This window comes from Mesorhizobium sp. WSM4313 (assembly GCF_002294725.1).
In the GTDB taxonomy this organism is placed as follows: Bacteria; Pseudomonadota; Alphaproteobacteria; order Rhizobiales; family Rhizobiaceae; genus Mesorhizobium.
This window is the reverse complement of the sequence record NZ_NSFT01000004.1, coordinates 363,220-386,608: the sequence shown is the minus strand read 5'-3', so window position 1 is coordinate 386,608 and position 23,389 is coordinate 363,220. Positions and strand designations below refer to the sequence as shown.

Below are 23,389 nucleotides of genomic sequence, written 5' to 3'. Positions count from 1 at the left end.
CGATTGACCAGGGAAAAATGGCGCGAAGGTCGGCGTGAAGCACCCCGCTCTGGTCTGGGCATTCCACGTCAGAGGGCAGAGATTGGCAACTTCGATGTATACTATTCTTGCAACGTTGGGATTGGCGAAGCCTAAGCAACTTCGTCATCCACGGGCGGAGCGGGAGCGAAGCGGACGCGCAGACCCGAGGATCCATTCCGTGACCTCGCGCGGACTGCAATGGAGCAGAACGGAGGTTTTCTGAACCGCTGCAACGCGTAGAGGTAACGGAATGGATTCCAGGGTCTGCGCCGCGTCGCTGCGCTCCTTGCTCCGCCCTGGAATGACGACGTGGTGGGCGTTTGAGCTAATCGCCAAGGTGCAACATCCCTCACCACACCGACGCCTTGGTCAACCTTCCGCGCGCGTGACCAGCCCTCAGCTCTCGTGGAAGTGATTGTAGACCAGCTTCGCCACGTGCTCCGAAATGCCGTCGACCTTGACAAGGTCCTCGACCGCGGCGCGGCTGACTGCCTTGGCGGTGCCGAAGGCGTGGAGCAGCGCACGCTTGCGGCCGGGGCCGATGCCGGCGATCTCGTCGAGCGGGCTTTTGACCATCTCCTTCTTGCGGCGGGCGCGGTGGGAGCCGATGGCGAAACGGTGCACCTCGTCGCGCAGGCGTTGGACGAAATAGAGCACCGGATCGCGCACCGGCAGCATGAAAGAGTCCCTGCCCTTGACGAAGAAGCGCTCGCGGCCGGCGTCGCGGTCCGGGCCCTTGGCGATACCGATTGCCACCACCCTGTCCTCGACGCCGAGATCGGCAAGAATCTGGCGCACGGCCGTCATCTGGCCCTGGCCGCCGTCGATCAGGATGACATCCGGCCAGGCCGGGAAGCCGCCATTGCCGGCGACCAGATCCTCCTCGCCGGCTTCGTCCTCGACGGCCGAGCCGGACTGGACGTCGCCATGCTCCTTGAGCAGCCGCGAAAAGCGCCGCTGCATCACTTCGCGCATCATGCCGAAATCGTCGCCCGGCGTCATCTCGGTGGAGCGGATGTTGAATTTCCGGTACTGGTTCTTGACGAAACCTTCCGGTCCGGCGACGACCATGGCGCCGACCGCGTTGGTACCCATGATGTGCGAGTTGTCGTAGACCTCGATGCGCACCGGCGGCTTTGCCAGGCCGAAGGTCTCGGCGAAGCCGGCGAGCAGCCGCGCCTGCGTCGAGGTCTCGGCCAACCTGCGACCAAGCGCCTCGCGCGCGTTCTGCAGCGCGTGGTCTGTCAGTTCCTTCTTCTCGCCGCGCTGCGGCACCGAAATCGTAATCTTGCGGCCGGCATGTGTGGAGAGCGCCTCGGCGAGCAGTTCCTGTTCCTGCGCGGCCTGGGAAAGCAGCAGCGTGCGCGCCGGCAGCTTGTCGTCATAGAATTGCGCCAGGAACGAGCCCAGCACCTCCGCCGGCTCCAGCGCCGGATCGGCCTTGGGGAAATAGGCGCGGTTGCCCCAGTTCTGACCGGTGCGGAAGAAGAATACCTGGATACAGGTCTGGCCGCCCTCCTGGTGGATGGCGAAGACGTCGGCCTCCTCGACCGTCTGCGGGTTGATGCCCTGATGTGCCTGGACATGCGAGAGCGCCGCAAGACGGTCGCGGTAGATGGCGGCGCGCTCGAAATCGAGCTCTTCGGAGGCCTGCTGCATGGCGGCCGAGATTTCGGTCTTTACCTTCTGGCTGCGGCCGGAGAGGAAGTCCTTGGCCTCGGCGACCAGCTCGGCATAGCCCTGATGCGAGATCTCGCCGGTGCAAGGCCCGGCGCAGCGCTTGATCTGATAGAGCAGGCACGGCCTTGTGCGGTTCTCGTAGAAAGAGTTGGTGCAGCTTCGAAGCAGGAAGGCGCGCTGCAGCGAATTGATGGTGCGCCCGACGGCGCCGGCGGAAGCGAAGGGGCCGAAATAGTCGCCTTTTCGCGAGCGCGCGCCGCGATGCTTGTAGATGCCGGGCGAGACATGGTCGCCGGTCAAGAGGATATAGGGGAAGGACTTGTCGTCCCGCATCAGCACGTTGAAACGGGGCCGCAGCCGCTTGATGAGGTTGGCCTCGAGCAGCAGGGCCTCGATCTCGGTGCGGGTCACGACGAATTCCATCGTCGCTGTCTCACGCACCATGCGGCCGATGCGGGCGGTGTGGAAGCGCCCCTGCGCGTAATTGGTGACGCGCTTCTTCAGGCTGCGCGCCTTGCCGACATAGAGAACGTCGCCGGCGGCGTTCATCATGCGATAGACGCCGGGCTGGTTGGGCAGCCGCTTGACCAGGGTCTGGATCACCTCTGCGCCGACCATGCCGTCGGCGTCGCCGGCATGCGGCGTCCAGTCGATGGCCGTGAAGGCGACCTCGGGGCCGGACGGCAAAGGCTCGGCCTCGACGATCTCCTCCGTCGCCTCGTCCTCAACGTCCATCTCGGGGTCGATATCGGGCGGCAGATCGTCGGCGGCGCCGTTTCGTTTGTCTCTTTGGGCTACGGGACTCATTCCACCATGCCTGTCACATCGGGCGTATGCCACGCAAGATGCTGGCCGCCATCGAGCGCGATCATCTGGCCGGTCACCGAGCGTGCCTGCCACAGATAGCGGATCGTGGCGCCGAATTCGGGCAATTGCGGGCCGCGCTTCAGGATCAGGCCCTCGATCTGGCTCTCGAAATCATCGTCATCCTGGCGCTTGTTCTTCAGTGTCGGGCCGGGGCCTATGGCGTTGACGCGGATGCGCGGTCCGAGCGCCTGTGCAAGCATTTGCGTTTGCGTCCACAGAGCCGATTTCGACAGCGCGTAGGAGAAATAACGCGGCGTCGGCCGCCAGACGCGCTGGTCGATGATGTTGACGATCAGCCCCTCCCCGTCTTGCGGCAGCGCGCGAGCAAGGTTCTGCGCCAAAAGCGCCGGCGCCTTCACATGGATGGCGAAGTGGCGGTCCCAGGCCTGCCAGTCGAAATCCTCGACGCGATCGTCGACGAACAACGAAGCGTTGTTGACCAGCAGCGTGACGGGTCCGAGCGCCGCCTGCGCGCGACCGACAAGATCACCCACGGCATCCATGTCGGTGAGATCGGCGGCGACAACGGCGGCGCGGCCGCCACCGGTCACGATCTTCTTCGCCAGCGCCTCGGCCTCGTCGCCGGAGCGATTGGCGTGGATGGCGACCGCAAAGCCATTGGCGGCCAGATCCTCGACGATCGCCTTGCCGATCCGCCTTGCTCCACCCGTCACCAGCGCGACGGTCGTGGCTTGTCTCATGGTGTCAATCCTCAATCGGCTTCACGATTCCGGGAAGCCGGCACAATGTGACGGGCCAAGCGTTAAATGCCATTTCCACCTGGGGCAGGAATGTGGCGAAGCGGCCCGGACGCGCCTCCGCCCCATCGGATTCGGGGCGCCGTTCCCGGCAATATATGTCGCCGGACCCCTTGAACCAAGCGGTGTGCAGCGCAACATGACTAGCCTGCTGACATTCGCTGTTGCGAAGATGCAACGTCAACTTTCGGCCTTATTCGCGCCGGGGAATGACCCAAGTTCAGGTTCGCTTCAGCCGCATTTCAGCACGACATTCGGAACCGTTGAGCGCCAAGCCCGTTTATCCCCCCGGACGGGCCGGGGCGTTTCATGAACAAAAAAGCCTAAGTGTCTTGTGGCTTAAGGAGAGTATAACAATGAAGACCAATCTCAAATTCGCGCCGCTTGCCGCTGCGCTCGGGCTGTTCGCCTTTGCTGGCACCGCCTTTGCGGCCGACGTCGTTTCCGAAGAGCCGCCGGCTCCCGCCCCGGTTGCCGAGCTTCCGGTCGCTTCCTGGGCTGGCCCCTATGCCGGTATCAGCCTCGGCTACGGCTTCAGCGGCCATGCCGATGCTCGTGACGCCGGCGTCAATGTGAAGACCAAGGGCTTCATCGGCGGCGTGTTCGGCGGCTACAACTGGCAGCAGGATAACTTCGTCTACGGCGCTGAAGCCGATCTCGGCTACAACGGCGTCAAGGGCGACAGCGCTGGCATCAACGCCAAGGGCGGCCTCGAAGGCTCGCTGCGCGCTCGCCTCGGCTATGCCGTGACCCCGGAAATCCTGCTTTATGGCACCGGCGGTCTCGCCGCCAAGAACCAGAAGATCACGGATAGCGTCACCGCCACTGACGAGAGCAAGGCAATGCTCGGCTGGACGGCCGGTGTCGGCACCGACATCAAGATCACGGACAACGTGTTCGGCCGCGTCGAGTACCGCTACACCGACTACGGCGACAAGGACTTCGGCGCCCTCGGCAATGTCAAGTCGAAGGACAACCGCGTCACCTTCGGCGTCGGTATGAAGTTCTAAGTCGTAGAAGCCACGACACGAAAAAGCCGGGCCTTGAGCCCGGCTTTTTTTGTGTTTGTAATCCTGTCCTTCTGCCCTTGCCGGTTTCGAGAACCTTGTACGAGCAGGCAACAAACTGCACGCGAGCCGTATCGCCCTGACTTCAGGGAGTCGGCGTCGACGGCGCCTGCTGGAAATCCTCATGGACTGGAATCGACTGCAGCCGGTCGAGCCATTTTGCTCTTGAGCGCATCATGACTTGCGCATCCGCACGGTACTCGCCCGGGTCGTCCAGCGTGGCGGCGTGGACATGGATCTCGGCAGGCCATCGGTCGGAGCGGAAGTAGAGCCTCGCGCCGCAGGACGGGCAGAAACCGCGAAAAGTATTCGGGCTGCTTTCATAGTGCCTGATGTCGCCACTCCAGCTCAGCTTGTCCGGCCTCATTCCCAGAAAGGCCGTGAAGGGGGCGGATGTCGCCCGCTGACAATCGGTACAGTGACAGACCAAGTTGCGCGTGATCTCGCCTGAATAGGTCCAGGCCACAGCACCGCACATGCAATGCCCATTGAGTGCCATTGCTTCCTCCCCTGGCCGTTCGTTCCTCGAGGCCAGCTCAACAACACTGACCCATCGCGGTCCGCAAGGCCGATGCGACGAGCGGCTTACGCGCGTTTCTTTGCGACCTTGGCGGGTTTCGGCGGCAAAGTTTCGACGAATGCCAGCGCAAGGCCGAGCCAGCCACGGAGATCCGCCTCCGTGGCTGTGCCTTCCGGCGCGACATGGACATACCCTTCCATCGAGCGCCCGCCCATTTCCATCGGGCTTGCATGGGGCCGTGCGACTGCGGCCGCATGCGCGGCCTTGCCGATACGCACTAGCAAGCCGCGCTTCGACGTGCCAATCAGCATGTTGCCGTCGATCATGAAGCAGGTGCCGCCGAACATTTTCTGCTCGGTGAAGGCGCGCCGGCCGAGCGCCGCGCGCAGGCGCTCGACCATGGGGTCAGGCGCGAGGCCGGTTGAGGGCTTTGCCATGTCACCACTCCGACTTGGGCGGTGTCAGGCAAGCATGGAAGAGAATGGGATTCAAGGCGGTCTTCCCCTTCTCCCCTTGTGGGAGAAGGTGGCCGAGCGAAGCTCGGACGGATGAGGGGTGCTCCAGCTTGACGCATTCATCAGCGATGGACGGCACCGGGTTCGCCAGAGTCCCACTCCGTCCAACACCCCTCATCCGTCTCGGCGCTGCGCGCCGATCCACCTTCTCCCACAAGGGGAGAAGGAGGCGCCGCCGTCACCCCGGCACGCTGCCCTTCAGCTCCGGAAACTTCTCATCAAACCTCGCGGCCCAGCGCACGAGCCGGCTGCGGCCCTTCTCCCATTGGCCGGGAAAGCGCAGCGCCAGATAGCCGAGGCAGGCGCGCAGCGCCATATGGCCGGCGGTGATCTTCTTCGGCAGCTTCGGCGGGTTGGCGTTGATGAGGTCGAGCGCGGCGGTGACCTTCGCCCACTGGCGATCGAGCCAGGGCTGGTAGACCATCGTTTCCGGACGCGTGCGTCGTTCATAGACCATCGACAGCGCGCAGTCGCAGATGCCGTCGGCAAGCGCCTCGAGAACTTCCGCTTCGAGCCGCTTGTCGGGATTGCGAGGGAACAGCGCATTCTTCGACAGCCGGTTGAGATGTTGCGTGATGGCGCGGCTGTCATGGACCGACCGGCCGTCCTCCAGCACCAGCACCGGGATCTTGCCGAGCGGATTGGCCGAGATCAGCTCGGCCGGCTTGTCCTCCGTCTTGACCGGCACGAGATCGATGGCGATCCCGGCATGGAGGGCCGCCATGCGGACCTTCGAACTATAAGGAGACGTGGGCGCGTAAAGCAGCTTCGGCATGATCGGCTTTCCAGTTTGTCTGCGGCACTGTCGACCGAATGGGTCTCCAGGGCAACGGCCCAGCAAGGCCGATCCAGCTTGGCCAATGCATTTTTGACGCCCGGGCGCGGCAACAAAAAAGCTCCCGGAAGTTTTGCCTGGCAGCAAAATTACCGAGAGCTTTAGGAGGAGCGTGCGCTCCGACTCCGCTCGCCGTGACACCGAATTGGCGAGAGGGGTGCCTGAGTGGCACCCGCCCTCACCTGTTGCGGTTCGCGAGCGAAGCTACGCGATTACTTCTTGGCGGCCGGCTTCTTGGCCGGAGCTGCCTTCTTCACGGCTGCCGGTGCCTTGGCGGCGGCGGCCTTCATCGGAGCCTTGGCGGCGGGCTTGGCCGCAGCCTTCGCTGCCGGCTTCTTGGCGGCGGGCTTGGCCGCCGGCTTTGCCGCTGCCTTGGCGGCGGGCTTCGCCGCGGCCTTCGCTGCCGGCTTCTTGGCGGCGGGCTTAGCCGCAGCCTTCGCTGCCGGCTTCGCTGCTGCCTTGGCCGGGGCCTTGGCGGCTGCCTTCGGTGCGGCTGCCTTCTTCACTGCTGCAGGTTTCGCGGCAGCCTTAGCTGCCGGCTTCTTTGCCGGCGCTTTCGCCGCCGGCGCCTTGGTTGTCGTCTTTGCCATGCGATGCCCCTTGCGTTTTGCCAATGGTCGTGAGTGACCCGGCGTGTCTATGCATATCTGACTCGCGACTGTCTAGCCAGCGAAGCAACACAATGATTTTCAGTTATTGAATTTTGGTTACACGAAACGCTTTAAGATGCATCTCATGGAAAAATTGTGAGCGAATCTGTCACTTTCGAAGTGACGGCCTGGCGCACAGATTTTCGCGCGGCTTCTATCGCCCGATCCTCCATCGACCAGCGGCATAACCTTGCATCACAATGTGAGCAGAGTGCTCATAATAGACAAGAGGCCGTCGAACGTCGACTTCATCTTGTCCAGCAGAAACATCTACAGACGAACCGGCCAGATGCGACGACCAAAGCTTGAGCGCTTTAAAGTGAGCTTAAAGCTCATATTCACGCGCCGCATTCAAACGCCCGCCGGGTGGCGTCCGTGCCGCAGGCGGCGCGCCGGCTCGGCCTGGTGCAGATGGACGGCGTAGGTGTCCCAGGGCGGCGAGAGCGCGATGGCGGCCAGCATGCGGCCGATTTCGCCGCGATGGTAGCTGCCGTGCAATACGATATGGATCAGCATCTCCTGCCTCGTCATGCAGCCCCTGTCGCCGTCAGTGAAGGTGAAAGCGACAGGATCGGCAAGCCTTTGCTCCGAAACGGCTTCGAGATAGTCGAGATACCAGCCGTCGATCTCGGCCAAGGCGGCGCGCAACGCGCGCGGCTCGGGCGTGTCCGGCGTATTGTCGCTCGCATAGCCATGGGCGACGCCCTTCAGATGCGCGGCAAAAATCCGCGCCACGACATGGATATGGTTCATCAGGCGGATCGCGGCGTGGCGTTCCCCGGCGTCGCGAGACGGATCCATCCCGGCAAGCTTCTCCACCAGCTCGTCGTTCGCCCGCGCCTGGTAGGCGAGCATGCCCTTCAGCAAGGTCTTGGCACTCATCTTTGCCGCCCCATTTGCGTTGGTGAATTGAATGTGAGTATCCTGTCTATATTCTCGGGAGACGGGCCAGCATGTCTACTCGCGTTGCAAAGCCGGCCGCACGCATGCGCAAGCAGCCGCGCCAGGCGCGTTCGATCGCCACCGTCGAGGCGATCATCGAAGCCGGTGCTCACGTTTTGAGCGAGCTCGGCTGGGCAGGCTTTTCCACCAACAAGGTGGCAGAGGCCGCGGGCGTCAGCATCGGCTCGCTCTATCAATATTTCCCCGACAAGCTCGCCCTGGTCGAAGCGATCCGGCGCCGCCACTTCGATCATGTGCTGTCGGTGATTCGCGAAGCGGCGGCCGACGAGAAGCCGCTCAGGCAATTCGCGCGCGAGCTGGTGCGCGGCATGATCGGCGCGCACTCGATCCATCCGACGCTGCACCAGGTGCTGCTGGACGAGGCGCCCGGCGACCGCGGCTCACGCGCCGCGCATGCCTCGTTCCAGGCGCGCTATCTCGAACATTATGCGGCTGCCGTCGCGCAGTATCGCAAGCGCCGCAAGGATACCGAGACGATGGCGCGCGTGCTCTCCTCGGCGATCGAGGGCGTGATTCACAACGCGGCACGGCGCAACATGCTCGACGCGCCGGAATTGCAGAAGCAACTGGTCGAGCTGATCGAGGCTTACGTATCGGGCCACAAGGCAGCCTGAGTGAGCGGCAGCGGAGCTGGCTGTGAGCGGGAGCTGCTTGCATGGCTCCGGCGGCGACCTCTGAAAACCAGAAGCCAACTTCCGACAGGTCGGCGGGACAGCGCCCCATCTCCCCACAAGGGGGGAAATCAGATGGCGCGCCGGCTTTCGCCAATCACCAAGGCTGCAGAATGCAGCTGGACGCCGAAGCCGCTAATCTCCCCTCTTGTGGGGGAGAGGCCTGCAGGCCAGAGGGGGGCGCCGTAGAGCGCCGACCTCAATGTCTACCAGCCCGCAAAATATTATCGCAGCACGCGGCAGCGGCCGTTATACACCAGCCACCGGTCGAAGCCGGAGACGCAGAATTCGACATTGTCGCCGATCGAGGCAAAGCCCTGGCCTTCCTCGATCAGGTAGAAGATCGAACGGTCGCGGCCGTCCGTCAGGTTGACGGTGGCGCGGCAATAGTGGCGGCCGATCGGCCATTCATCGCTCGCCGGCTCATAACGATGCTGGCGGATGTTGCGGAAATCAGTGATCGCGACGTCCGGCAGATGCGGCACGTGATGCACCTGATAAGAGAAGCGGTCGGTGATCTTGTTCAGCACCCAGGCCTCGCCACAGACGCTGCCGTCATCCTCGGTGTAGATGGATAGGTCGGCGGCATGCGCTGCCTGGCTGAAGCCCAGCGATGTGGCCAACGGGGTGCATAGCGAAATCAGCGCGGCAAGGGCGGAATGGGCGAAGCGAGTCATGACAGCCTCTCAAGGTCGGTTCCGCACACTGTGCGGGAGCACTTGGCGGCGGTCAAGCGGTTGCGAAAACAATGGTTTCCGTAAAACTTCATTCCAGACTTCACCGGCTAATTGGGTTGCATGGAGATTCAGGTCAGCCGGCCTGACCTGAAACCCATCCAAACTAAAGCCCTCCGGCAAGCAGCAGCCCGCCGATAACGGCGATGTTGATCAGGACGCGTTGCGCAGCACCTGCCTCTCCGGCTCCTCCACGGCCCAGAAGCGTAGCAGCATGACGTTCGTCGCCAGCGTGAAGGTGGCGAGCGCACCGGCGGCAAAGGGCCGAGTTATGCCAACGGCAAGCAGGAAACCGGCAGCGACCTCGACCGTCGAACCGACGGCCAGCATCAAGGCCGGGGCCGGAAATTTCTGGGCGGCCAGATAGTCGCGCATCGCTCCGAATTTCAGGAAATGCTCGATGCCAGCGAAGACGAACACGCCGCCGATGAGGAGAGCGCCAAGCGCTTGAATGGATTGAACGGGCATGGCGGCCCCCTCTCTCGACGACGCGCTTCGCTTTGCTCAATCCAGCGGAATGAAGGCCGGGTTGTAGACGACCTCCCACAGATGATCGTCGGGATCCTGGAAATAGCCGGCATAGCCGCCCCAGAAAGTCTTTTGCGCCGGCTTGACCACGCGTGCGCCGGCCTTGACGGCCTCGGCCATCACGGCATCGACCTCGGCCTCGCTGCCGACATTATGGCCAATGGTGAGCTCGGTCGGGCTGCGGCCGCTCTGCGGCACCGTCGCGTCATGGGCGATGCTGGACCGTTCGAAGATGGCGAACTTCAAGCCGCCGGCGAGTTCGAAGAAAGCGACGGCGCCATGCTCGAATTCCCGGCCGATGATGCCTTCCGTCGGCAGCCCAAGGCCGTCGCGATAGAATTTGAGCGACGCTTCCAGATCGTCGACGCCGAGCGTCAATACGGTGATGCGAGCTTTCATTTCTCTCACTCCTTTCTATATTCGTGACCACAGCCGCAAACGGATGCGGTCTGATGCGAGCGCGTGAAGCGCGGTGAAGTTGCGTCCGTTTTGCCATGGATGACGTGGCCGGCCTTGAAGATTTCGGCCAAAATGACCGTCACACGATCCGGCAACTCCCGCTGGAGCAGATCGGAGAGAGAATGGAACCGGTCCTGGCGCAGACCACCGGCTTCTTTCGCGAGCGGCCCGTCGCTGGTGGCCTTGCCGCTGCCTTCTGCGCGGTCTGGGTCCACCGCATGGACGACCGCGCCGTTCCGCCCATCGTCATCACGCCGGATGCGACGATCGACCTGCAATGGATCGACGGCCGCTTCCGCGTGGCCGGCCCCGACAAGGAGCCGCAGATCGAGCGGCCTGCCGCGGGCGCGGTGATCGTCGGCTTCCGCTTCCGGCCCGGCGCCGCCGCCGGTTGGCTGGGCGTGCCGGCCAGCGAAATCGTCGGCGGGCGGCTCGATCTCCAGAAATTATGGGGTACGCGTGCCCGCGAACTGTCGGATCGCATCAAGGCTGCGAGCGATCTGCCGGCCATGCTGCGGCAGTTGGAAGAGACGGTCGGCATACGCACCGAAGGCCGCGATGCGCTCGACCCGCAGATGGGCCGGGCCTTCGACGTCATTCACAAAGGTTTGCCGCCGGAAACGCCGCTGGTTCCCTTCCTGCAGCGCCAGCTGCATATGAGCGAACGGACGCTGCGACGCCGCTTCGAGGACGCCTTCGGTTATGGCCCCAAGACGCTCGACCGCATCCTGCGCTTCCATCGGTACCGGCGCTTGCAACGACAGCAAGGCGACGCCTCGACCGCGCTGCTCGCCATCGAGGCCGGCTACGCCGACCAGGCGCATCTGATCCGCGAAAGCCGGCGGCTGACCGGCGTGACGCCTACGGCGCTGGCTTAGGCGATGCGGTCGCCTTACTCGCCCGCCAGCCAATCGAGCGACCAGCGCGACGGTTGCCGGAGGGCGAGCGCTTTATGCAGCACCGGCAGCATCAGCCGCAATTCGCTCTCCAGCGTATAGGGCGGATTGACCACCACCAGCCCGCTGCCGTCGAGGCTGGGCTCGTTCGAGGCGGGCCGGATCTCGAAGGCGATGTCGAGCAGCTTCGGAATGCCGGTCTCCGTCAACGCCGTGCGGAAAGCGGTGACCGCCTTGCGGTCCTTGATCGGGTACCAGAGCGCGTAGATGCCGCCCGGCCAGCGCCGATGCGCCTTCTGCAGGCCTTCGACGAGCCTGGAGAACTCGCCCTCCTCCTCGAAGGGCGGATCGATGAGGACGAGGCCGCGCTTTTCCTTCGGCGGCAGTTGCGCGCCAAGCGCCAGCCAGCCGTCGAGCTCGATGACCCTTGTCTGGAAATCGCCGGCGAAGACCGATTTCAGCCGCGCGGCATCCTCGGGATGCAGCTCGATCGCCGTCAGCCGGTCCTGGTTGCGCAGGAGATGGCGCACGATCAGTGGCGAGCCGGGATAATACTTGAGGCCGCCGTCGGGATTTCGCGCGCGTACCGCTTCCAGATAGGGCTGAAGCAGCGCCGCCGCTTGCGGCTCGAGCGCGGACTCTACCAGCCGGCCGATGCCGGTCTGCCATTCGCCGGTCTTGCCGGCCTCGACCGAGGCAAGATTGTAGCGGCCGATCCCGGCATGGGTGTCGATGACGCGAAAAGCCTTGTCCTTCTGCTTGAGATATTCGACGAGGCGCGCGAGCACGGCATGCTTGACGACATCGGCGAAATTGCCGGCGTGGTAGGCGTGGCGATAGTTCATGCGCGCTTACCTTCAGAGAGCATGAGGCCGAGCGAGAACCGCTTCACACTTTTAGCCATCATGCTCGTGGCGAACCGTTGCGGCCCCAGCGCGGCGGTGGCGGTTGCGAATTGGGATTTTGCGGGCCGCCGCCGCGGCGCCCGAAGACCAGCGAAACCGCCAGTCCGGCAAGGCCGACGCCCATCAGCGTATAGCCGGCCGGCCGCGCGCGTTCGTCGATCGAGCCGGTGTCCGCGCGCAGGATGAGATCGACCGCGCGCATGGCGATGCCGTCGGCATCGCCGGGTCCGACGGTGAAGAGGTAAGGACCGGGCACGACCTTATCGATGACGCCCGCCTCGTCGCGAAAGATCTTGTCGGGCAGTTGCGGGCTGGCCTGGCGCGGATTGTCCGTGTGGTTGAAGGAGAGCGCCGAGGCCAGCACCGTACGGCCGCCATGCGCTGCGGTCAGCGTCAGCACCGTTCGCTGCTGACCCGCGACGCGCTCGGCCCGCGCGGTCAGGTCGACCAGCACCCTTACTGGAGCGTCGCCTGCGGCAAGTTGCACGGTGGCGGGCCGGAAGCGGCCGCCCTCATAGACGCGATACGTGCCGATGGGGTGGCCGGAAAAATTGCTCATCGCCCAGGGATAAAAGATGCCGATGGCGGCACCGGCGATGAGGAGAAGGACACACAGGAAGCGCATTCAGAGCCTTGGTTTCTGAGCGAGATCGCTGCTATTTTTTGGCGGGTTCGTTTCGCGCAGCTTCGCGGACCCGCTCCATCTCGTCCAGAAACATTTCCAGGCCAAGCTCGAAAGTCTTGTCGAAGCCGGCGGCGCCGAAATAGGCGCCGGCCTTCACGACGCTCGGATAGTCGCGCGCCAGCTCCTCGTCGCTGACGGTGGTGACCGCCGAAGGGCCCTTGGCATAGCCGGCCGTCTCGTCGAGGATCGCGCCCATCAGATAGTAGCCGGCGGCGCGGAACAAGCGGGCGCTGAGCTCGGGGCCGAAGCCGCCATCCTCGAACAGGCCGATGATGGCGTTGAGCTTGGCGAGGCAGGGCGGCGAGTTCATTCGGTAGACGACGATGAACGGCGCAAAGGCCGGGTGCTCGGTGGCGACGCGCCGGAATTCCTGCATGCCGATGCGGGCCCGCTCGCGCCAGGGCAGCCTATCGTCGGGGATTACAAGCCCGCTCATCTGGCGGTCAACCAGCGCCTCGTAGAGATGCGCCTGCGAGGGGAAGTGGTGATAGATGCTCATCGCTTCGCAGCCGAGCCTGGCGGCGAGCTTGCGCATCGAAAAGCCGGAAAGCCCTTCCCGCTCGATCACCTCGAAGGCGGCGTCCTCGATCATCTCGCGGGAGAGTTTTCCGCGGGGTCGCTTTTTTCTGCTCGGTGCATCCATGGCGCTTGACAACTTACACTGTAAGGTTCATCTTCCACACACCTTACATCGTAAGGCTAACAAAAACCAGAGGAGAATATCATGTCAGTCATTCGCATCATCTCAACCGCGCATTCCTGCCTTCGCTTCGCCTCGCTGATCGCCGCGGCGGGCGTGTCTGCCGCATTGCTCGCCTCCGCGCCGGCCCGCGCCGATGACTATGACGCGGCGCTGAAGGACATCCAGTCGACCATGGGCGGTGTGCCGAGCTTCATCAAACAATTCCCCAAGGCCGGTCTGCCCGGCGCCTGGGCCGAGGTCAAGGCCATCGAGCTCAGCGACAAGACGGCGCTGACGCCGAAGGAGAAGTCGCTGATCTCGCTGGCGGTCGCGGCGCAGATCCCCTGCAGCTACTGCATCTGGTCGGACACCCAAAACGCCAAGCACGCCGGCGCCACCGACGAGGAGATCCAGGAGGCCGTGATCATGGCGGCGCTGACGCGCCATTGGAGCACCATCTTCAACGGCATGCAGGTCGATTTCGATCAGTTCAAGAAAGAGATGGGCGGAGAGTAAGGCTTAATCGGCATATCGGGCGGGCGCGACGTCCGCCCACTTTTCGCCGCCTCGATCGAGGCTCCAACCAAGCTTATGGATTCGCCGGCGCCGCTGCTCCAGAGCGTTTCACCGTTTCACGGAAACGGCGAACCGCTCTATCTCTTTGTTTTGACGCAATTCCGGACGGAAAACCGCTCACACTTTTCCTGGAATTGCTCTATAGGAACAGCGCCTTGAAAAAGCCGGCACGGATCCGATATCGGACCGGCGCCGGTCGGGCCGACATTCGAGAGCGCCCCCTTTGCAGGCCCTCGAATGGCGCTTCCGCCCCGACCGGGCGGCCCGTTGGAGACCTGTTTGAAGCGAGCGATATCGATAATCGTCACTCTGGCGCTGCTGGCATGGCTTGCCAGCGACCAGCGCTGGAAGATGGTCGGCGATGCCTTCGCCTCCATTACACCAGGCGCCTTCGTGGCAGTCGCGGCGGCGCTGTTCGTCACCTACGTGCTCAGGGCGCTGCGTGTCTGCGACGAATTCCGCGGCGACGTGAACGGCCGCTTCGGCGCCGTGCTTCGGGTCATCCTGATCCACAATGCGATGATCAACATCGTGCCGTTCCGCGGCGGCGAGACGGCCTTCCCGATCCTGTTGCGCCAGGTGTTCGGCGTGCCGATCGTGCGCGCCAGCGCTTCGCTGTTGTGGTTCAGACTGCAGGACGCCTTCGTCGTCGGCGTGCTGGCCTGCCTGGTTTGGCCGGGCCTGCATCCGGCGCTGAGGGCCGCCGGCATCACAGTACTGATCGCCGCCGCATGGTACCTGCCGCGCTGGGCGCGCGCGCCGCACAACTGGACGGCGGGCGGCAGGATCGTCTCGAAGCTCGGCAAATTGCGCGACATCTTCACCGAAGCGACGGGACGCTCGCGCTACGGCTGGTGGTGGACGATGGCCAACTGGGCGCTGAAGCTCGGCGTGCAGGGCTGGCTGCTCGCCATGCTGCTTGACACCTCGTTCCAGACCGCCTTTCCCGGCGCGGTCGGCGCGGAGGCGGCCGCCATCCTGCCGGTGCAGGGTGTCGCCGGCTTCGGCACCTATGAAGCGGGCGCGGCCGCCGCACTGCTCTATTCCGGCATCGCCATGAAGGACGGCCTGCAGGCCGCGCTCGCGCTGCATCTCTTCATCCTGTGCTCGGCGGTCGCAACCGGTGCGATCGCCTGGCTGTTCCCCTCGAAATCGACGCTGCCGGAAACCCCGGCGGCGGGGCCGGCAAGGAAATGACCGCCATGAACGTGCTTCCCATTCCGGCTTCCGGATTGCCCGAGGGCGCCATCATGCCCGAGCACAAGCTCTCCATCGTCGTCCCAATGTACAACGAAGCCGACAATGTCGAGCCGCTGCTGGTCCGCATCCATCAGGCGATGGAAAATTACAGCCAGCCCTGGGAAGTGGTGCTGGTCGACGACGGCAGCACCGACGCCACGCCCGCCGAGATCCGCCGGCTGGCGGCCCAATACGGGCCGCATGTGCATGGCGTGGAACTGGTGCGCAACTACAAGCAGACCGCCGCCATGCAAGCCGGCCTCGACGCCGCGCGCGGCGACGTCATCGCGACGCTCGACGGCGACCTGCAGAACGACCCGTTCGACATTCCGCGCATGGTTTACCGCCTGCTGACCGAGGATCTCGACCTCGTCGCCGGCTGGCGCAAGGACCGCAAGGAAGGTTTCTGGATGCGCCGCCTGCCCTCGCGCATCGCCAACAGGCTGATCGCCCGCGTCACCGGCGTGCGGCTCAAGGACTATGGCTGCAGCCTGAAAGTGTTCCGCGGCAGCGTCATCCGCAGCGTGCGGCTCTATGGTGAGATGCATCGTTTCATCCCGGCCTGGCTCGCGACGGTGACGACGCCGCGCCGCATCGCCGAGGAGGTGGTGACGCATCACGCCCGCATCCACGGCCAGTCGAAATACGGCATCTCGCGCACCTTCCGCGTGGTGCTGGATCTCGTCTTCATGTTCTTCTTCCTGCGCTACCGCACGCGGCCCGGCCATTTCTTCGGCGGCATCGGCATCGTGTTCGGCGTGCTCGGCTCGCTGATCCTTGCCTATCTCTTCGCGATCAAGGTTTTCTGGGGACAGGACATCGGCACGCGGCCGATGCTCATCACCGGCTTCTTCCTGGTGATCGCCGGGCTGCAGGCGGTGACCTCAGGCGTGCTCGCCGAGATGCTGTCGCGCGTCTATCTCGAGGCCAATGGCGCGCTCGCCTATGTGGCGCGGCCGCAGGCCGCGCATGGCGAGGGCGAAGGCTGGCATTGGCCGAGCAAGCCGGCGACCGAGAAGGCAAAGCCGCGTAAGAAATGATCTTGCCGCTCCGGCATCGATCGCTGCCCGCGTTGCCAACCAGGCCGATTTCGCGCAACGATTTTCGCGACGGGAACGACCGCGAATGAGCGATGCCGGGGGCTGACGGATCTATCCTGATTACCGGGGCGCGGGCGCCGGTTGCGCTGCATCTGGCGCGCCTTCTCCATGGCGCGGGCCATAGGGTGATCCTGGCCGACACGCCGGCGCGGCCGATCGCGGCGGCGAGCAAAGCCTGCGCGCGTTATCATCGATTGCCGCCGCCGCGCTTCGAGCCGCGGGCCTATGCCGATGCGGTTGAGGAGCTGATCCGGGCCGAGGGCATCGGCCTCGTCGTCCCGACCTGCGAGGAGGTCTTTCACCTTGCGCTTGCCTGGCGCGGCAGGAGCATGCCGGCGCTTCTGTTCGCACCCCATATCGAGCTGCTGGCGGAGGTCCACAACAAGCACAGCTTCATCCGGCTCGCCGAACGGCTCGGGCTGGAGGTGCCGGAAACGACGCTGCTCAGCTCGCGTAGCGATATCGAGGTCGTGCGCGGCTGCTCTCGCGAGCTGGCGTTCAAGCCGGTCTGGTCGCGCTTTGCCAGCCATGTGCTGCTGCGTCCGCCGCCCGAAGCGCTCGATGCGATCGCGCCCTCGGCCGCCATGCCCTGGGTGGCGCAGCGTTTTGTCGAGGGCGAGGAGATCAGCGCCTATGCGGTGGCGCGCCAGGGCAGGCTCAAGGCGCTCGCGCTCTACCGCTCGCTCTATCGTGCCGGAAAGGGAGCAGGCATCTTCTTCGAGCGGGTCGGGGACGAGGCCGCGCGCGAGCTGGTCGAGCGGATCGTGGCCGGCACCACGTGGACCGGGCAGATTTCCTTCGACCTGATGCGGGAGCCGGGCGGTCGTGTGCTGCCGCTCGAATGCAATCCGCGCGCGGTGAGCGGCCTGCATTTCTTTCGCGACCCCGCGCGCTTCGTGGATGCCGTGCTCGGCGACGGTCAGGAAGTCGCGCCCGACGTCACCGCCCCGCAAACGGTGCGGCTTGCGATGTGGATTTACGGATTGCCGGCGGCGCTGCGTTCGGGAGGGTTTGGCGGATTCCGAAAGGCGATGCGCGAGGGCGATGAGTTGCTCGATTGGCCGGAAGATTCAGCGCCGGTTAAGGCGCAATGGCCGGCCCTGGCGGAGATTGCACGGGTGGCATTGCGCGAGCGGGTCAGCCTGCAGTCGGCTTCGACGCGGGATATCGAATGGAATGGGCCTGCTGGAAGCGCTTCAAGCCCCGAGTGAGCCCGGGCCGACAGGCTTGACCTCAAGTTGCAAACCCAGCGCCCTAGTGACGCCCAGCAGAGTGCTGAGGCGCGGGTCGCCCTTCTCGCTCAGTGCTTTGTAAAGCGCCTCGCGCGTAACGCCAGCCTCTCTCGCCACGGCCGTCATGCCTATGGAGCGCGCTACGTCGCCAAGCGCGTGCGTAATGAGCGCGGGATCACCATCCTCGAAGGCAGCTTCGATGTAGGCCAAGCGATCCTCCGGAGTTTTCAGGTGGTCGAGAATGTCGAAGCGGGTGGTTTCGAGAGGCATAGTCATATCTCCTTTGCCATCTGTTTCGCCTTGGCGATGTCGCGCCTTTGGCTGGACTTGTCGCCGCCACAGAGCAGTATGATCACGGCGTTTCCAATCTTCACAAAGTAGAGCCGGTAGCCTGGGCCATGGTCGATCCGAAGCTCGCCGATGCCATCGAAGTATTTGACATCACCGATGTTACCGATCTCGACCCGACGGATGCGGGCGACGACGCGCTGTCGAGCCGCGGTGTCGCGAAGCGCGTCCAGCCAGTTGGTGAAATCGGCGGTCTGCCGGACCTCGATCATGCGTGAACTATAATTCACGAATGCATTCAAATCAAGGTATGTGCACTATAATTCACAGTTCGATATAATGCACCCTTGCCTCACTTGCAGCCGCTGGCATCTTCCCATCCATGATCGCCGCGATGTCGCGGCGCAGGAAATCGAGCGGGCCGATCACCGGCAGGGCTTGGGGCGGTAGCCGGGCATTGTCGCTGGCCGATTTCAGCACCCGGCGATCTTGGTGCAGCGCGATGTTGAAAAGCGGCCTGAAGGCCAGCGCCTTCAGCTCGCCGAGCAGGCCTTGGCGCCGGCCGATCAGCCAGCCGATACCCTCGACGGTGCGCTCGTCGGCCTGGCGCAGATGGAAGGTGGTGGCTAAGACCAGCCCGTCCCTGCCCCAATATTCGAGCTCGGCGATGCCGGGATGGCGGAAGCGGCCGATGGTCTTCGCACGCTCGCCTTCCATGAGCCGGCTGATCAGGCCCTGCTGACGGTCCTCGCCGGTGTAGCAGGCCTCGACCCAGCCCTCGCCGCCGGTCACCTCGACCCGCACCAGATGGCGCTTCGAGGTCAGGCCGCGCAGCAGACCTTTATGGGTGAAATGGGTATGGGTGGCATCGAGGATGTTTTCCACCGCATCGATGACTGTCGATTGCGTCGACGAGCGCACCCGCCGCACGATGACATCCTTGCCCTGCATGCAGTGCAGGTAAGGCTCGCTCGTCGGCGAGCCGGAAGAAATGAAGACGACGCCGTCGCGCTCGATCGCGGCAAAGCGGCGGACGCGGTAATGCGGCATGGCGCCGACATGGCCGGGGATCGCGGTGCAGCGTCCCTCGCCGTCATAACGCCAGCCATGATAGGGGCATTCGATCTCCCCGCCGACGATCCTGCCGGTCGACAGCTCGACCAGCCGGTGCGGGCAACGATCGAAAAGTGCCGCAATGCCTTGCGCCGAGCGGAACAGCACCACGGGCGCGCCGTCGAACAGGACGCGCTTCGGCCGCCTGCCGAGGTCGGTCGACAACGCCACCGCCTGCCAATGGGCTTCCCCGCCGCGCTCGCTCACAGTTCGAACCTCCTGAGCAGGGGGATGCCGACCCATGCCAGCACGGCCTCCATGACGCGGATCGCCATGCGTCGGCGAAGCGCAAGATGCCCGGCATAGACGGCGTTGTATTCGATCGCCGCGACCGCGCCGCGCCGGCGTTTGAAATCGGCGGCGCCCGCGCTCATGTTGAAGAACAGGCCGCGCGAAGTCGCGTGGTCCTGTGCCACCGCCATCATCATGCGATAGAGCCCGTCGGCGACCGGCAGGCTGGTGTCATAGCCGACGATGGGTTGGGTCAGCGTGCCGCCGTTCTCGAACAGGCCGGTGACGGCGACCAGCTCGCCGCGCGGCCGGCGCAACCCCGCCAGGCTGATGATGCCGCGCCGATGCATTTCGGCGATGTAGCGGGCGGTGTAGTGCGGATTGAGCGGCGTGTATTTGTCGAGATAGAGCATGGTGTAGAGCTGAGCGGCGCGCGCATAATCGGCCTCGGTGAAATCTTCATTGCCCACTCGCTCGAACGGCGTTGTGCGCAGGCAGGCGCGATCGCGTTTCATGTCGCGCGTCATTGCGGGCGCGGCGCTGCGATCGGCGAAGATGTAGATCTGGCGCGCCGCCAGCATGCGAAACCCCTCGGCCTTCAAGGCGGCAATGGTCGCCGGATCGGCAATATCGTTCAACGAGCGGATGACGATGGCGCGATCGGGGAAACGCGCGGTCAGGGCCGCGCGCAGCGACGCGATCGCCGGCCGGTCGAGCAGCGGCATCGGATTGGTCGAATAGAGCCAGTTGTTGACCTGCGCCTGACGGTCGAGGCCGCTCGCCCTGACCAGCGGCGCGCAGGCTCCAATCAAGGTACTCAGCGCGCGCCGCAACAGAGGATGGGCGGCGAAGTTGCGCGTCTCATCCATCGCGTAGTCGATATAGGCGCTGGTCGGGCAGCAGATATAGCAGTTGTGCGCTTCACTCCCGTCGTTCAACGTCAGCGGAAAAATGCCTCCGGCGATTTCGAGCGTCTCGACTTTCGTGTCCAGATTGGCGATGAGATGGCGCACCGGCATCTCGTTGAAGAACCTTACAAAAGCCTCGACCTTTGCCGGCTTGTTCTCGACCCGGTCGGCCTGCTGCACAAGCCTTTGCGCCATCGCCGCGCCGCTCATCGCGCGCGCTCCAGGCGGGCTTCGACGCGACGCAGCTTGCGGCCTATCTCCAGCGGCAGCGGCGCGCGGACAAGCGTGACGGTGGCGAGCGCCTTTCGCGCATCCAGCAACGCTTGCGCCGCTTGATGCGCGGCCGCCGCCGCATCATCCGCGAACGTTGGCGGAAGGCTGAGCTCGACCCTGTCCGGCCCGGTCTGGACAAGACGAAAATCGTCGATGCGGCGATCGGCCTTGAGCACGGCGTTGCGAAGCACATCCGGCGTGACGAGCACCGGACCGTCCGGCGACATGAGCCGGAACACATCATCCATGCGGCCGACGATCTCGTCGAGGCAGCGCAGCGGCGAACCACATCGGCAAGGTGCTTTGGACAAGCGCAGCAGGTCGTTCATCCTGTAGCGCGCCATGATCTGTGTCCGGCGGCGAAAGGTTGTCACCAACGGCGTCACCAGCCCCTCGCCCGCCGGCTCGAATTCGAAGAATACGGAGTCTTCGGCAAGATGCAGTCCGCCCTGCCGGCAGGTGACCGCGAACAAGCCTTCGGTCGCCATGTAGATCTGATCGAGCGGCAGCCGGAAGAAATCCTCTATAACCGGACGGTCAACCGGATCCAGCGTTTCAGCCGCCGAGAAGACACGCTTCGGACGCAGACGGAAACCCTCGCTCGCGAAATGCCGCAGCACCTTCGGCGGCGCGATAATGATCGTCGGGTCGAAGGCTTCGAGCGCGCCGCGCCAGCTTTCCGGCCCCAAGGTCAGGTCAAAGAAGGCGAGCCTTATCAGCCGCGATTTGCGGGCGCTGTCGTAAAGCCCGGTGTTCTGCGGCAGGATGACGGCGACGCGCATGCCGCGCCATAGAAGATCGGGCGCCGCTTTGGCCAGGATCGCGCCCAGCCAGCGGTATTTTTCGGCCTCGGAAATCACGAACAGGCCGCGATTGCCCGATGTTCCGGTGCTGGCGCCGATAGTGAGCGATCCGGCGCGGCCCTCGCCCGCCAGGGCCGCCCAGGCTTGTGCGGCGGTGAGATGGTGGATGTTGAAATCCTCAAAACGCGCCATCAGCAGCGCCTTGTCGGTGACCGGCAAATCGATGAGGCGCGCCGGCGCCTTGCCGTAAAAGGGCGCGCGCGGCAGGTCGCCGTTCAGGAAGCGCCGCAAGGCCGCCGCCTGCCAGTGCTCGAAATCCGCGCGGCTCTTCCGCGAGACCCAGCGCGTCAAGGCGAAGGAGCCTGCCGCTTCCGCCAGCCCGTTCATGCGGCCTCCGGTGCGAGGTCGTAAGATGTCGGGGCGGGATCATGGCAGAGCATCACTTCGCCGCCTGAGGCGAGGAAGCGACGCAGCATTGCGCTGGTCGGCTCGATCGCCGCGGCATCCTCGGCGATCAACGTGGCCGGGAAACCCGGCGTGCGGTTATGGGTCAAGGCATTGAGCAGCCATTGCGCATCGACGGCGTAGAGCAGCGGCCGGACCGGTCCGGTAAACAGCAGGCCGAACTGGCCGTCGGCATGTCCTGGAAGATCGACCGCGATCACGCTGCCGTCACCGAAGAGATCGGCGCCGCCGGGGATAGCGCCCTGCGGCGTTACGCGGGGCTTCGCGGAGATGCCCTCCAGCCGCGCCTCGAAATCCGGCGGAAAGAGTTCGGTGAAGACGCCGTGGCGCAGATTCCGCCGCGGGCCTCGCGCCTTGACCCGAGCCCAGGCCGCATCGCTGGCGATGAAGCGCGCGTTGCGGAACAGCGACAGGCCCGAAATGTGGTCAGCATGAAAGTGGGTGACGATGATTGTGCGGATGTCGTCAGGCGACAGATCGAAACGCCGCAGCACCGGCAGGACCTGCTCGTCTGCGTTGAGCTCGGGTTTCAGCAGCGCACCGTAGAGCCGAAGCGTGCGGCTACGCCGCTCACCGCTCAGCGCCTCAGATGTGTAGCCGGTGTCGATGAGCACAGGCCCGGCAGTTGGGTGAAAGAACAGCCCGTAGCGGACACGCAGCTTGACACTTTGCCAGCCGCCGCCGCGCAGGATCAATCGCTCGGCGGCGCTCACCCAGGCGCTGTTGGCGAAGACGATCCTCATGCCTGCGCACCACCGGAAAACGTGCGGTCAAGCCCTTGCTCGAACGAGATCTTCGGTGCCCAGCCAAGCATCCGCTTCGCCTTGGAAATATCGAGGCTTTGCGCATAGGCGAAGAGACCGAGCCCATAGCGGGTGACCGGCGGCTCGGGGCGGCCAGGCAACCGGAGCGCCACTGCTTCCATCAGGCCCGCCGCCAGCATCGCCGGCATGAGCGGCGTCGGCCGCCAGCGCGCCTCGAGACCGGCGCGGGCGCAGGCCTCGTCGGCAATGCGGCGGACCGGCAGCACCTCGCCGCCGGAGATGTTGAAGATTTGGCACTCCGCTTCCCCGGGCGCGGCAAGCGCCGCCATCACCGCGTCGACGACATCGTCGACATAAGTGATGTCGATGGCCGCCCGGCCATTGCGAAACAGCGGCAGCGGCCGGCTTTTGGCTGCCTTGATCAGGCGCGGCAGCAGCGCGTGGTCGCCTTTGCCGTAGATGCCGCGGGGCCGCAGCGCCAGCGGATGGATGGCGGGCTGGCCGAGCACGATCTTTTCGGCCTCGCGCTTGGTGCGGGCATAGTGATTGACGGGCTCCGGCAAAGCCACGTCCTCGCTGAGCCCAAGCTGGTCGCGGAAGGCAAAGCAGACGGACGGGGTGGAGATGTGGACGAAGCGGCTGACGCCTTGCCGCTGCGCGAAATCGACAAGGTTGCGCGTTGCCGTGACGTTGGCCGCCTCGAAATCAGCGAGGCGTCCAAAAGGCGAAGAGAGCGCCGCGCAATGGATGACCCGTTCGACCCTGCCAAGCCTCGGATCGAGCGCGGCGTCGAGCGGCTGCGCGAGATCGTGGCGGACGATGCGATGGCCGGCGGTCTCCAGCGCGGCGCAGCACGCTTCATCGCGGCCGAGCCCGAGCGCCAGCGTTCCGGACGCAGCCAGCCGCTCGAGCACATGCGAGCCCAAGAAACCGCTGGCGCCGGTGACGAGCACGGCCATTC

27 protein-coding genes are annotated in these 23,389 nt (G+C 64.7%); 7 read left to right on the top strand and 20 right to left on the bottom strand.

The window, feature by feature from the left end:
• Window positions 1-417 precede the first annotated feature (417 nt).
• Together uvrC and CK219_RS12460 are read right to left on the bottom strand one after the other, a co-directional pair.
• Window positions 418-2,508: an excinuclease ABC subunit UvrC gene (uvrC, locus tag CK219_RS12465; RefSeq protein ID WP_095767045.1), complete on the bottom strand. Its 2,091-nt coding sequence runs from the start codon at window positions 2,506-2,508 to the stop codon at window positions 418-420.
• A complete protein-coding gene (locus tag CK219_RS12460) occupies window positions 2,505-3,269 on the bottom strand; it encodes an SDR family oxidoreductase (RefSeq protein WP_095767044.1) in 765 nt (254 codons plus the stop codon). The genes uvrC and CK219_RS12460 overlap by 4 nt, the downstream gene beginning before the upstream one ends.
• Before the next feature lie 413 nt (window positions 3,270-3,682).
• Here CK219_RS12460 and CK219_RS12455 point away from each other — a divergent pair, with 413 nt between their 5' ends.
• Window positions 3,683-4,336: an outer membrane protein gene (locus CK219_RS12455; RefSeq protein ID WP_095767043.1), complete on the top strand. Its 654-nt coding sequence runs from the start codon at window positions 3,683-3,685 to the stop codon at window positions 4,334-4,336.
• 142 nt (window positions 4,337-4,478) lie between these two features.
• Here CK219_RS12455 and CK219_RS12450 read toward each other — a convergent pair whose 3' ends face one another.
• The 5 genes from CK219_RS12450 to CK219_RS12430 form a co-directional block, all read right to left on the bottom strand.
• Window positions 4,479-4,892, bottom strand: coding sequence for a GFA family protein (locus CK219_RS12450; protein WP_095767042.1), 414 nt, complete (start codon window positions 4,890-4,892; stop codon window positions 4,479-4,481).
• Window positions 4,893-4,978: 86 nt separating this feature from the next.
• On the bottom strand, window positions 4,979-5,350 hold the full coding sequence (locus CK219_RS12445; protein ID WP_095767041.1) for a TfoX/Sxy family protein: 372 nt from the start codon (window positions 5,348-5,350) through the stop codon (window positions 4,979-4,981).
• A gap of 256 nt (window positions 5,351-5,606) precedes the next feature.
• Window positions 5,607-6,203 (bottom strand): glutathione S-transferase, encoded by a 597-nt coding sequence (locus tag CK219_RS12440; RefSeq protein WP_095767040.1) that lies wholly within the window; start codon window positions 6,201-6,203, stop codon window positions 5,607-5,609.
• Between the two features lie 272 nt (window positions 6,204-6,475).
• Window positions 6,476-6,853, bottom strand: coding sequence for a hypothetical protein (locus CK219_RS12435; protein WP_176477000.1), 378 nt, complete (start codon window positions 6,851-6,853; stop codon window positions 6,476-6,478).
• Between the two features lie 411 nt (window positions 6,854-7,264).
• Complete coding sequence (locus CK219_RS12430; protein ID WP_095767039.1) at window positions 7,265-7,795, bottom strand: DinB family protein; 531 nt, start codon at window positions 7,793-7,795, stop codon at window positions 7,265-7,267.
• Window positions 7,796-7,899: 104 nt separating this feature from the next.
• On the opposite strand from CK219_RS12430, the gene CK219_RS12425 reads away from it, so the two are divergent.
• Window positions 7,900-8,490, top strand: a complete 591-nt coding sequence (locus CK219_RS12425; protein ID WP_095767038.1) for a TetR/AcrR family transcriptional regulator — start codon at window positions 7,900-7,902, stop codon at window positions 8,488-8,490.
• Window positions 8,491-8,771: 281 nt separating this feature from the next.
• Here CK219_RS12425 and CK219_RS12420 read toward each other — a convergent pair whose 3' ends face one another.
• From CK219_RS12420 to CK219_RS12410, 3 genes are all read right to left on the bottom strand, one after another.
• Window positions 8,772-9,224: a hypothetical protein gene (locus tag CK219_RS12420; protein ID WP_095767037.1), complete on the bottom strand. Its 453-nt coding sequence runs from the start codon at window positions 9,222-9,224 to the stop codon at window positions 8,772-8,774.
• Between the two features lie 210 nt (window positions 9,225-9,434).
• A complete protein-coding gene (locus CK219_RS12415) occupies window positions 9,435-9,749 on the bottom strand; it encodes a DoxX family protein (RefSeq protein WP_245340463.1) in 315 nt (104 codons plus the stop codon).
• 36 nt (window positions 9,750-9,785) lie between these two features.
• Window positions 9,786-10,208: a VOC family protein gene (locus tag CK219_RS12410; protein ID WP_095767036.1), complete on the bottom strand. Its 423-nt coding sequence runs from the start codon at window positions 10,206-10,208 to the stop codon at window positions 9,786-9,788.
• A gap of 182 nt (window positions 10,209-10,390) precedes the next feature.
• Between CK219_RS12410 and CK219_RS12405 the strand changes: the two genes are divergently transcribed.
• On the top strand, window positions 10,391-11,146 hold the full coding sequence (locus tag CK219_RS12405; RefSeq protein ID WP_095767191.1) for a helix-turn-helix domain-containing protein: 756 nt from the start codon (window positions 10,391-10,393) through the stop codon (window positions 11,144-11,146).
• Between the two features lie 14 nt (window positions 11,147-11,160).
• Here the strand turns inward: CK219_RS12405 and CK219_RS12400 are convergent, their stop codons facing one another.
• From CK219_RS12400 to CK219_RS12390, 3 genes are read right to left on the bottom strand one after another with little or no spacing between them, the layout of a single operon-like run.
• Window positions 11,161-12,009 (bottom strand): 23S rRNA (adenine(2030)-N(6))-methyltransferase RlmJ, encoded by an 849-nt coding sequence (locus CK219_RS12400; protein ID WP_095767035.1) that lies wholly within the window; start codon window positions 12,007-12,009, stop codon window positions 11,161-11,163.
• 58 nt (window positions 12,010-12,067) lie between these two features.
• A complete protein-coding gene (locus CK219_RS12395) occupies window positions 12,068-12,694 on the bottom strand; it encodes a hypothetical protein (protein ID WP_095767034.1) in 627 nt (208 codons plus the stop codon).
• A gap of 31 nt (window positions 12,695-12,725) precedes the next feature.
• Window positions 12,726-13,346 (bottom strand): TetR/AcrR family transcriptional regulator, encoded by a 621-nt coding sequence (locus CK219_RS12390; RefSeq protein WP_224605650.1) that lies wholly within the window; start codon window positions 13,344-13,346, stop codon window positions 12,726-12,728.
• A gap of 132 nt (window positions 13,347-13,478) precedes the next feature.
• On the opposite strand from CK219_RS12390, the gene CK219_RS12385 reads away from it, so the two are divergent.
• From CK219_RS12385 to CK219_RS12370, 4 genes are all read left to right on the top strand, one after another.
• On the top strand, window positions 13,479-13,952 hold the full coding sequence (locus tag CK219_RS12385) for a carboxymuconolactone decarboxylase family protein (protein ID WP_095767032.1): 474 nt from the start codon (window positions 13,479-13,481) through the stop codon (window positions 13,950-13,952).
• Window positions 13,953-14,291: 339 nt separating this feature from the next.
• Window positions 14,292-15,209, top strand: a complete 918-nt coding sequence (locus CK219_RS12380) for a lysylphosphatidylglycerol synthase domain-containing protein (protein ID WP_095767190.1) — start codon at window positions 14,292-14,294, stop codon at window positions 15,207-15,209.
• 5 nt (window positions 15,210-15,214) lie between these two features.
• Window positions 15,215-16,291, top strand: coding sequence for a glycosyltransferase family 2 protein (locus tag CK219_RS12375; RefSeq protein ID WP_095767189.1), 1,077 nt, complete (start codon window positions 15,215-15,217; stop codon window positions 16,289-16,291).
• Window positions 16,292-16,383: 92 nt separating this feature from the next.
• The gene (locus CK219_RS12370) at window positions 16,384-17,562 is read left to right on the top strand and encodes a hypothetical protein (RefSeq protein ID WP_095767031.1); all 1,179 of its coding nucleotides are present in this window, start codon (window positions 16,384-16,386) and stop codon (window positions 17,560-17,562) included.
• Here the strand turns inward: CK219_RS12370 and CK219_RS12365 are convergent.
• Genes CK219_RS12365 through CK219_RS12335 form a run of 7 tightly spaced genes read right to left on the bottom strand, consistent with a single transcriptional unit; the run spans window position 17,548 to window position 23,387 of the window.
• Window positions 17,548-17,853 carry an addiction module antidote protein gene (locus tag CK219_RS12365; protein WP_095767030.1) on the bottom strand — a complete coding sequence of 102 codons (306 nt, stop codon included), beginning with the start codon at window positions 17,851-17,853 and terminating at the stop codon, window positions 17,548-17,550. The genes CK219_RS12370 and CK219_RS12365 overlap by 15 nt on opposite strands.
• 2 nt (window positions 17,854-17,855) lie before the next feature.
• Window positions 17,856-18,143 (bottom strand): type II toxin-antitoxin system RelE/ParE family toxin, encoded by a 288-nt coding sequence (locus CK219_RS12360; protein ID WP_095767029.1) that lies wholly within the window; start codon window positions 18,141-18,143, stop codon window positions 17,856-17,858.
• A 52-nt stretch (window positions 18,144-18,195) separates the two neighbouring features.
• The gene (locus CK219_RS12355; RefSeq protein ID WP_095767028.1) at window positions 18,196-19,191 is read right to left on the bottom strand and encodes a Rieske 2Fe-2S domain-containing protein; all 996 of its coding nucleotides are present in this window, start codon (window positions 19,189-19,191) and stop codon (window positions 18,196-18,198) included.
• Window positions 19,188-20,333, bottom strand: coding sequence for a GNAT family N-acetyltransferase (locus CK219_RS12350; protein WP_095767027.1), 1,146 nt, complete (start codon window positions 20,331-20,333; stop codon window positions 19,188-19,190). The genes CK219_RS12355 and CK219_RS12350 overlap by 4 nt, the downstream gene beginning before the upstream one ends.
• Window positions 20,330-21,586, bottom strand: coding sequence for a F390 synthetase-related protein (locus CK219_RS12345; protein WP_095767026.1), 1,257 nt, complete (start codon window positions 21,584-21,586; stop codon window positions 20,330-20,332). The genes CK219_RS12350 and CK219_RS12345 overlap by 4 nt, the downstream gene beginning before the upstream one ends.
• Window positions 21,583-22,407, bottom strand: a complete 825-nt coding sequence (locus tag CK219_RS12340) for an MBL fold metallo-hydrolase (RefSeq protein ID WP_095767025.1) — start codon at window positions 22,405-22,407, stop codon at window positions 21,583-21,585. The genes CK219_RS12345 and CK219_RS12340 overlap by 4 nt, the downstream gene beginning before the upstream one ends.
• Window positions 22,404-23,387, bottom strand: a complete 984-nt coding sequence (locus CK219_RS12335; RefSeq protein ID WP_095767024.1) for an NAD(P)-dependent oxidoreductase — start codon at window positions 23,385-23,387, stop codon at window positions 22,404-22,406. Before CK219_RS12335 ends, CK219_RS12340 begins: the two co-directional genes overlap by 4 nt.
• Window positions 23,388-23,389 lie beyond the last annotated feature (2 nt).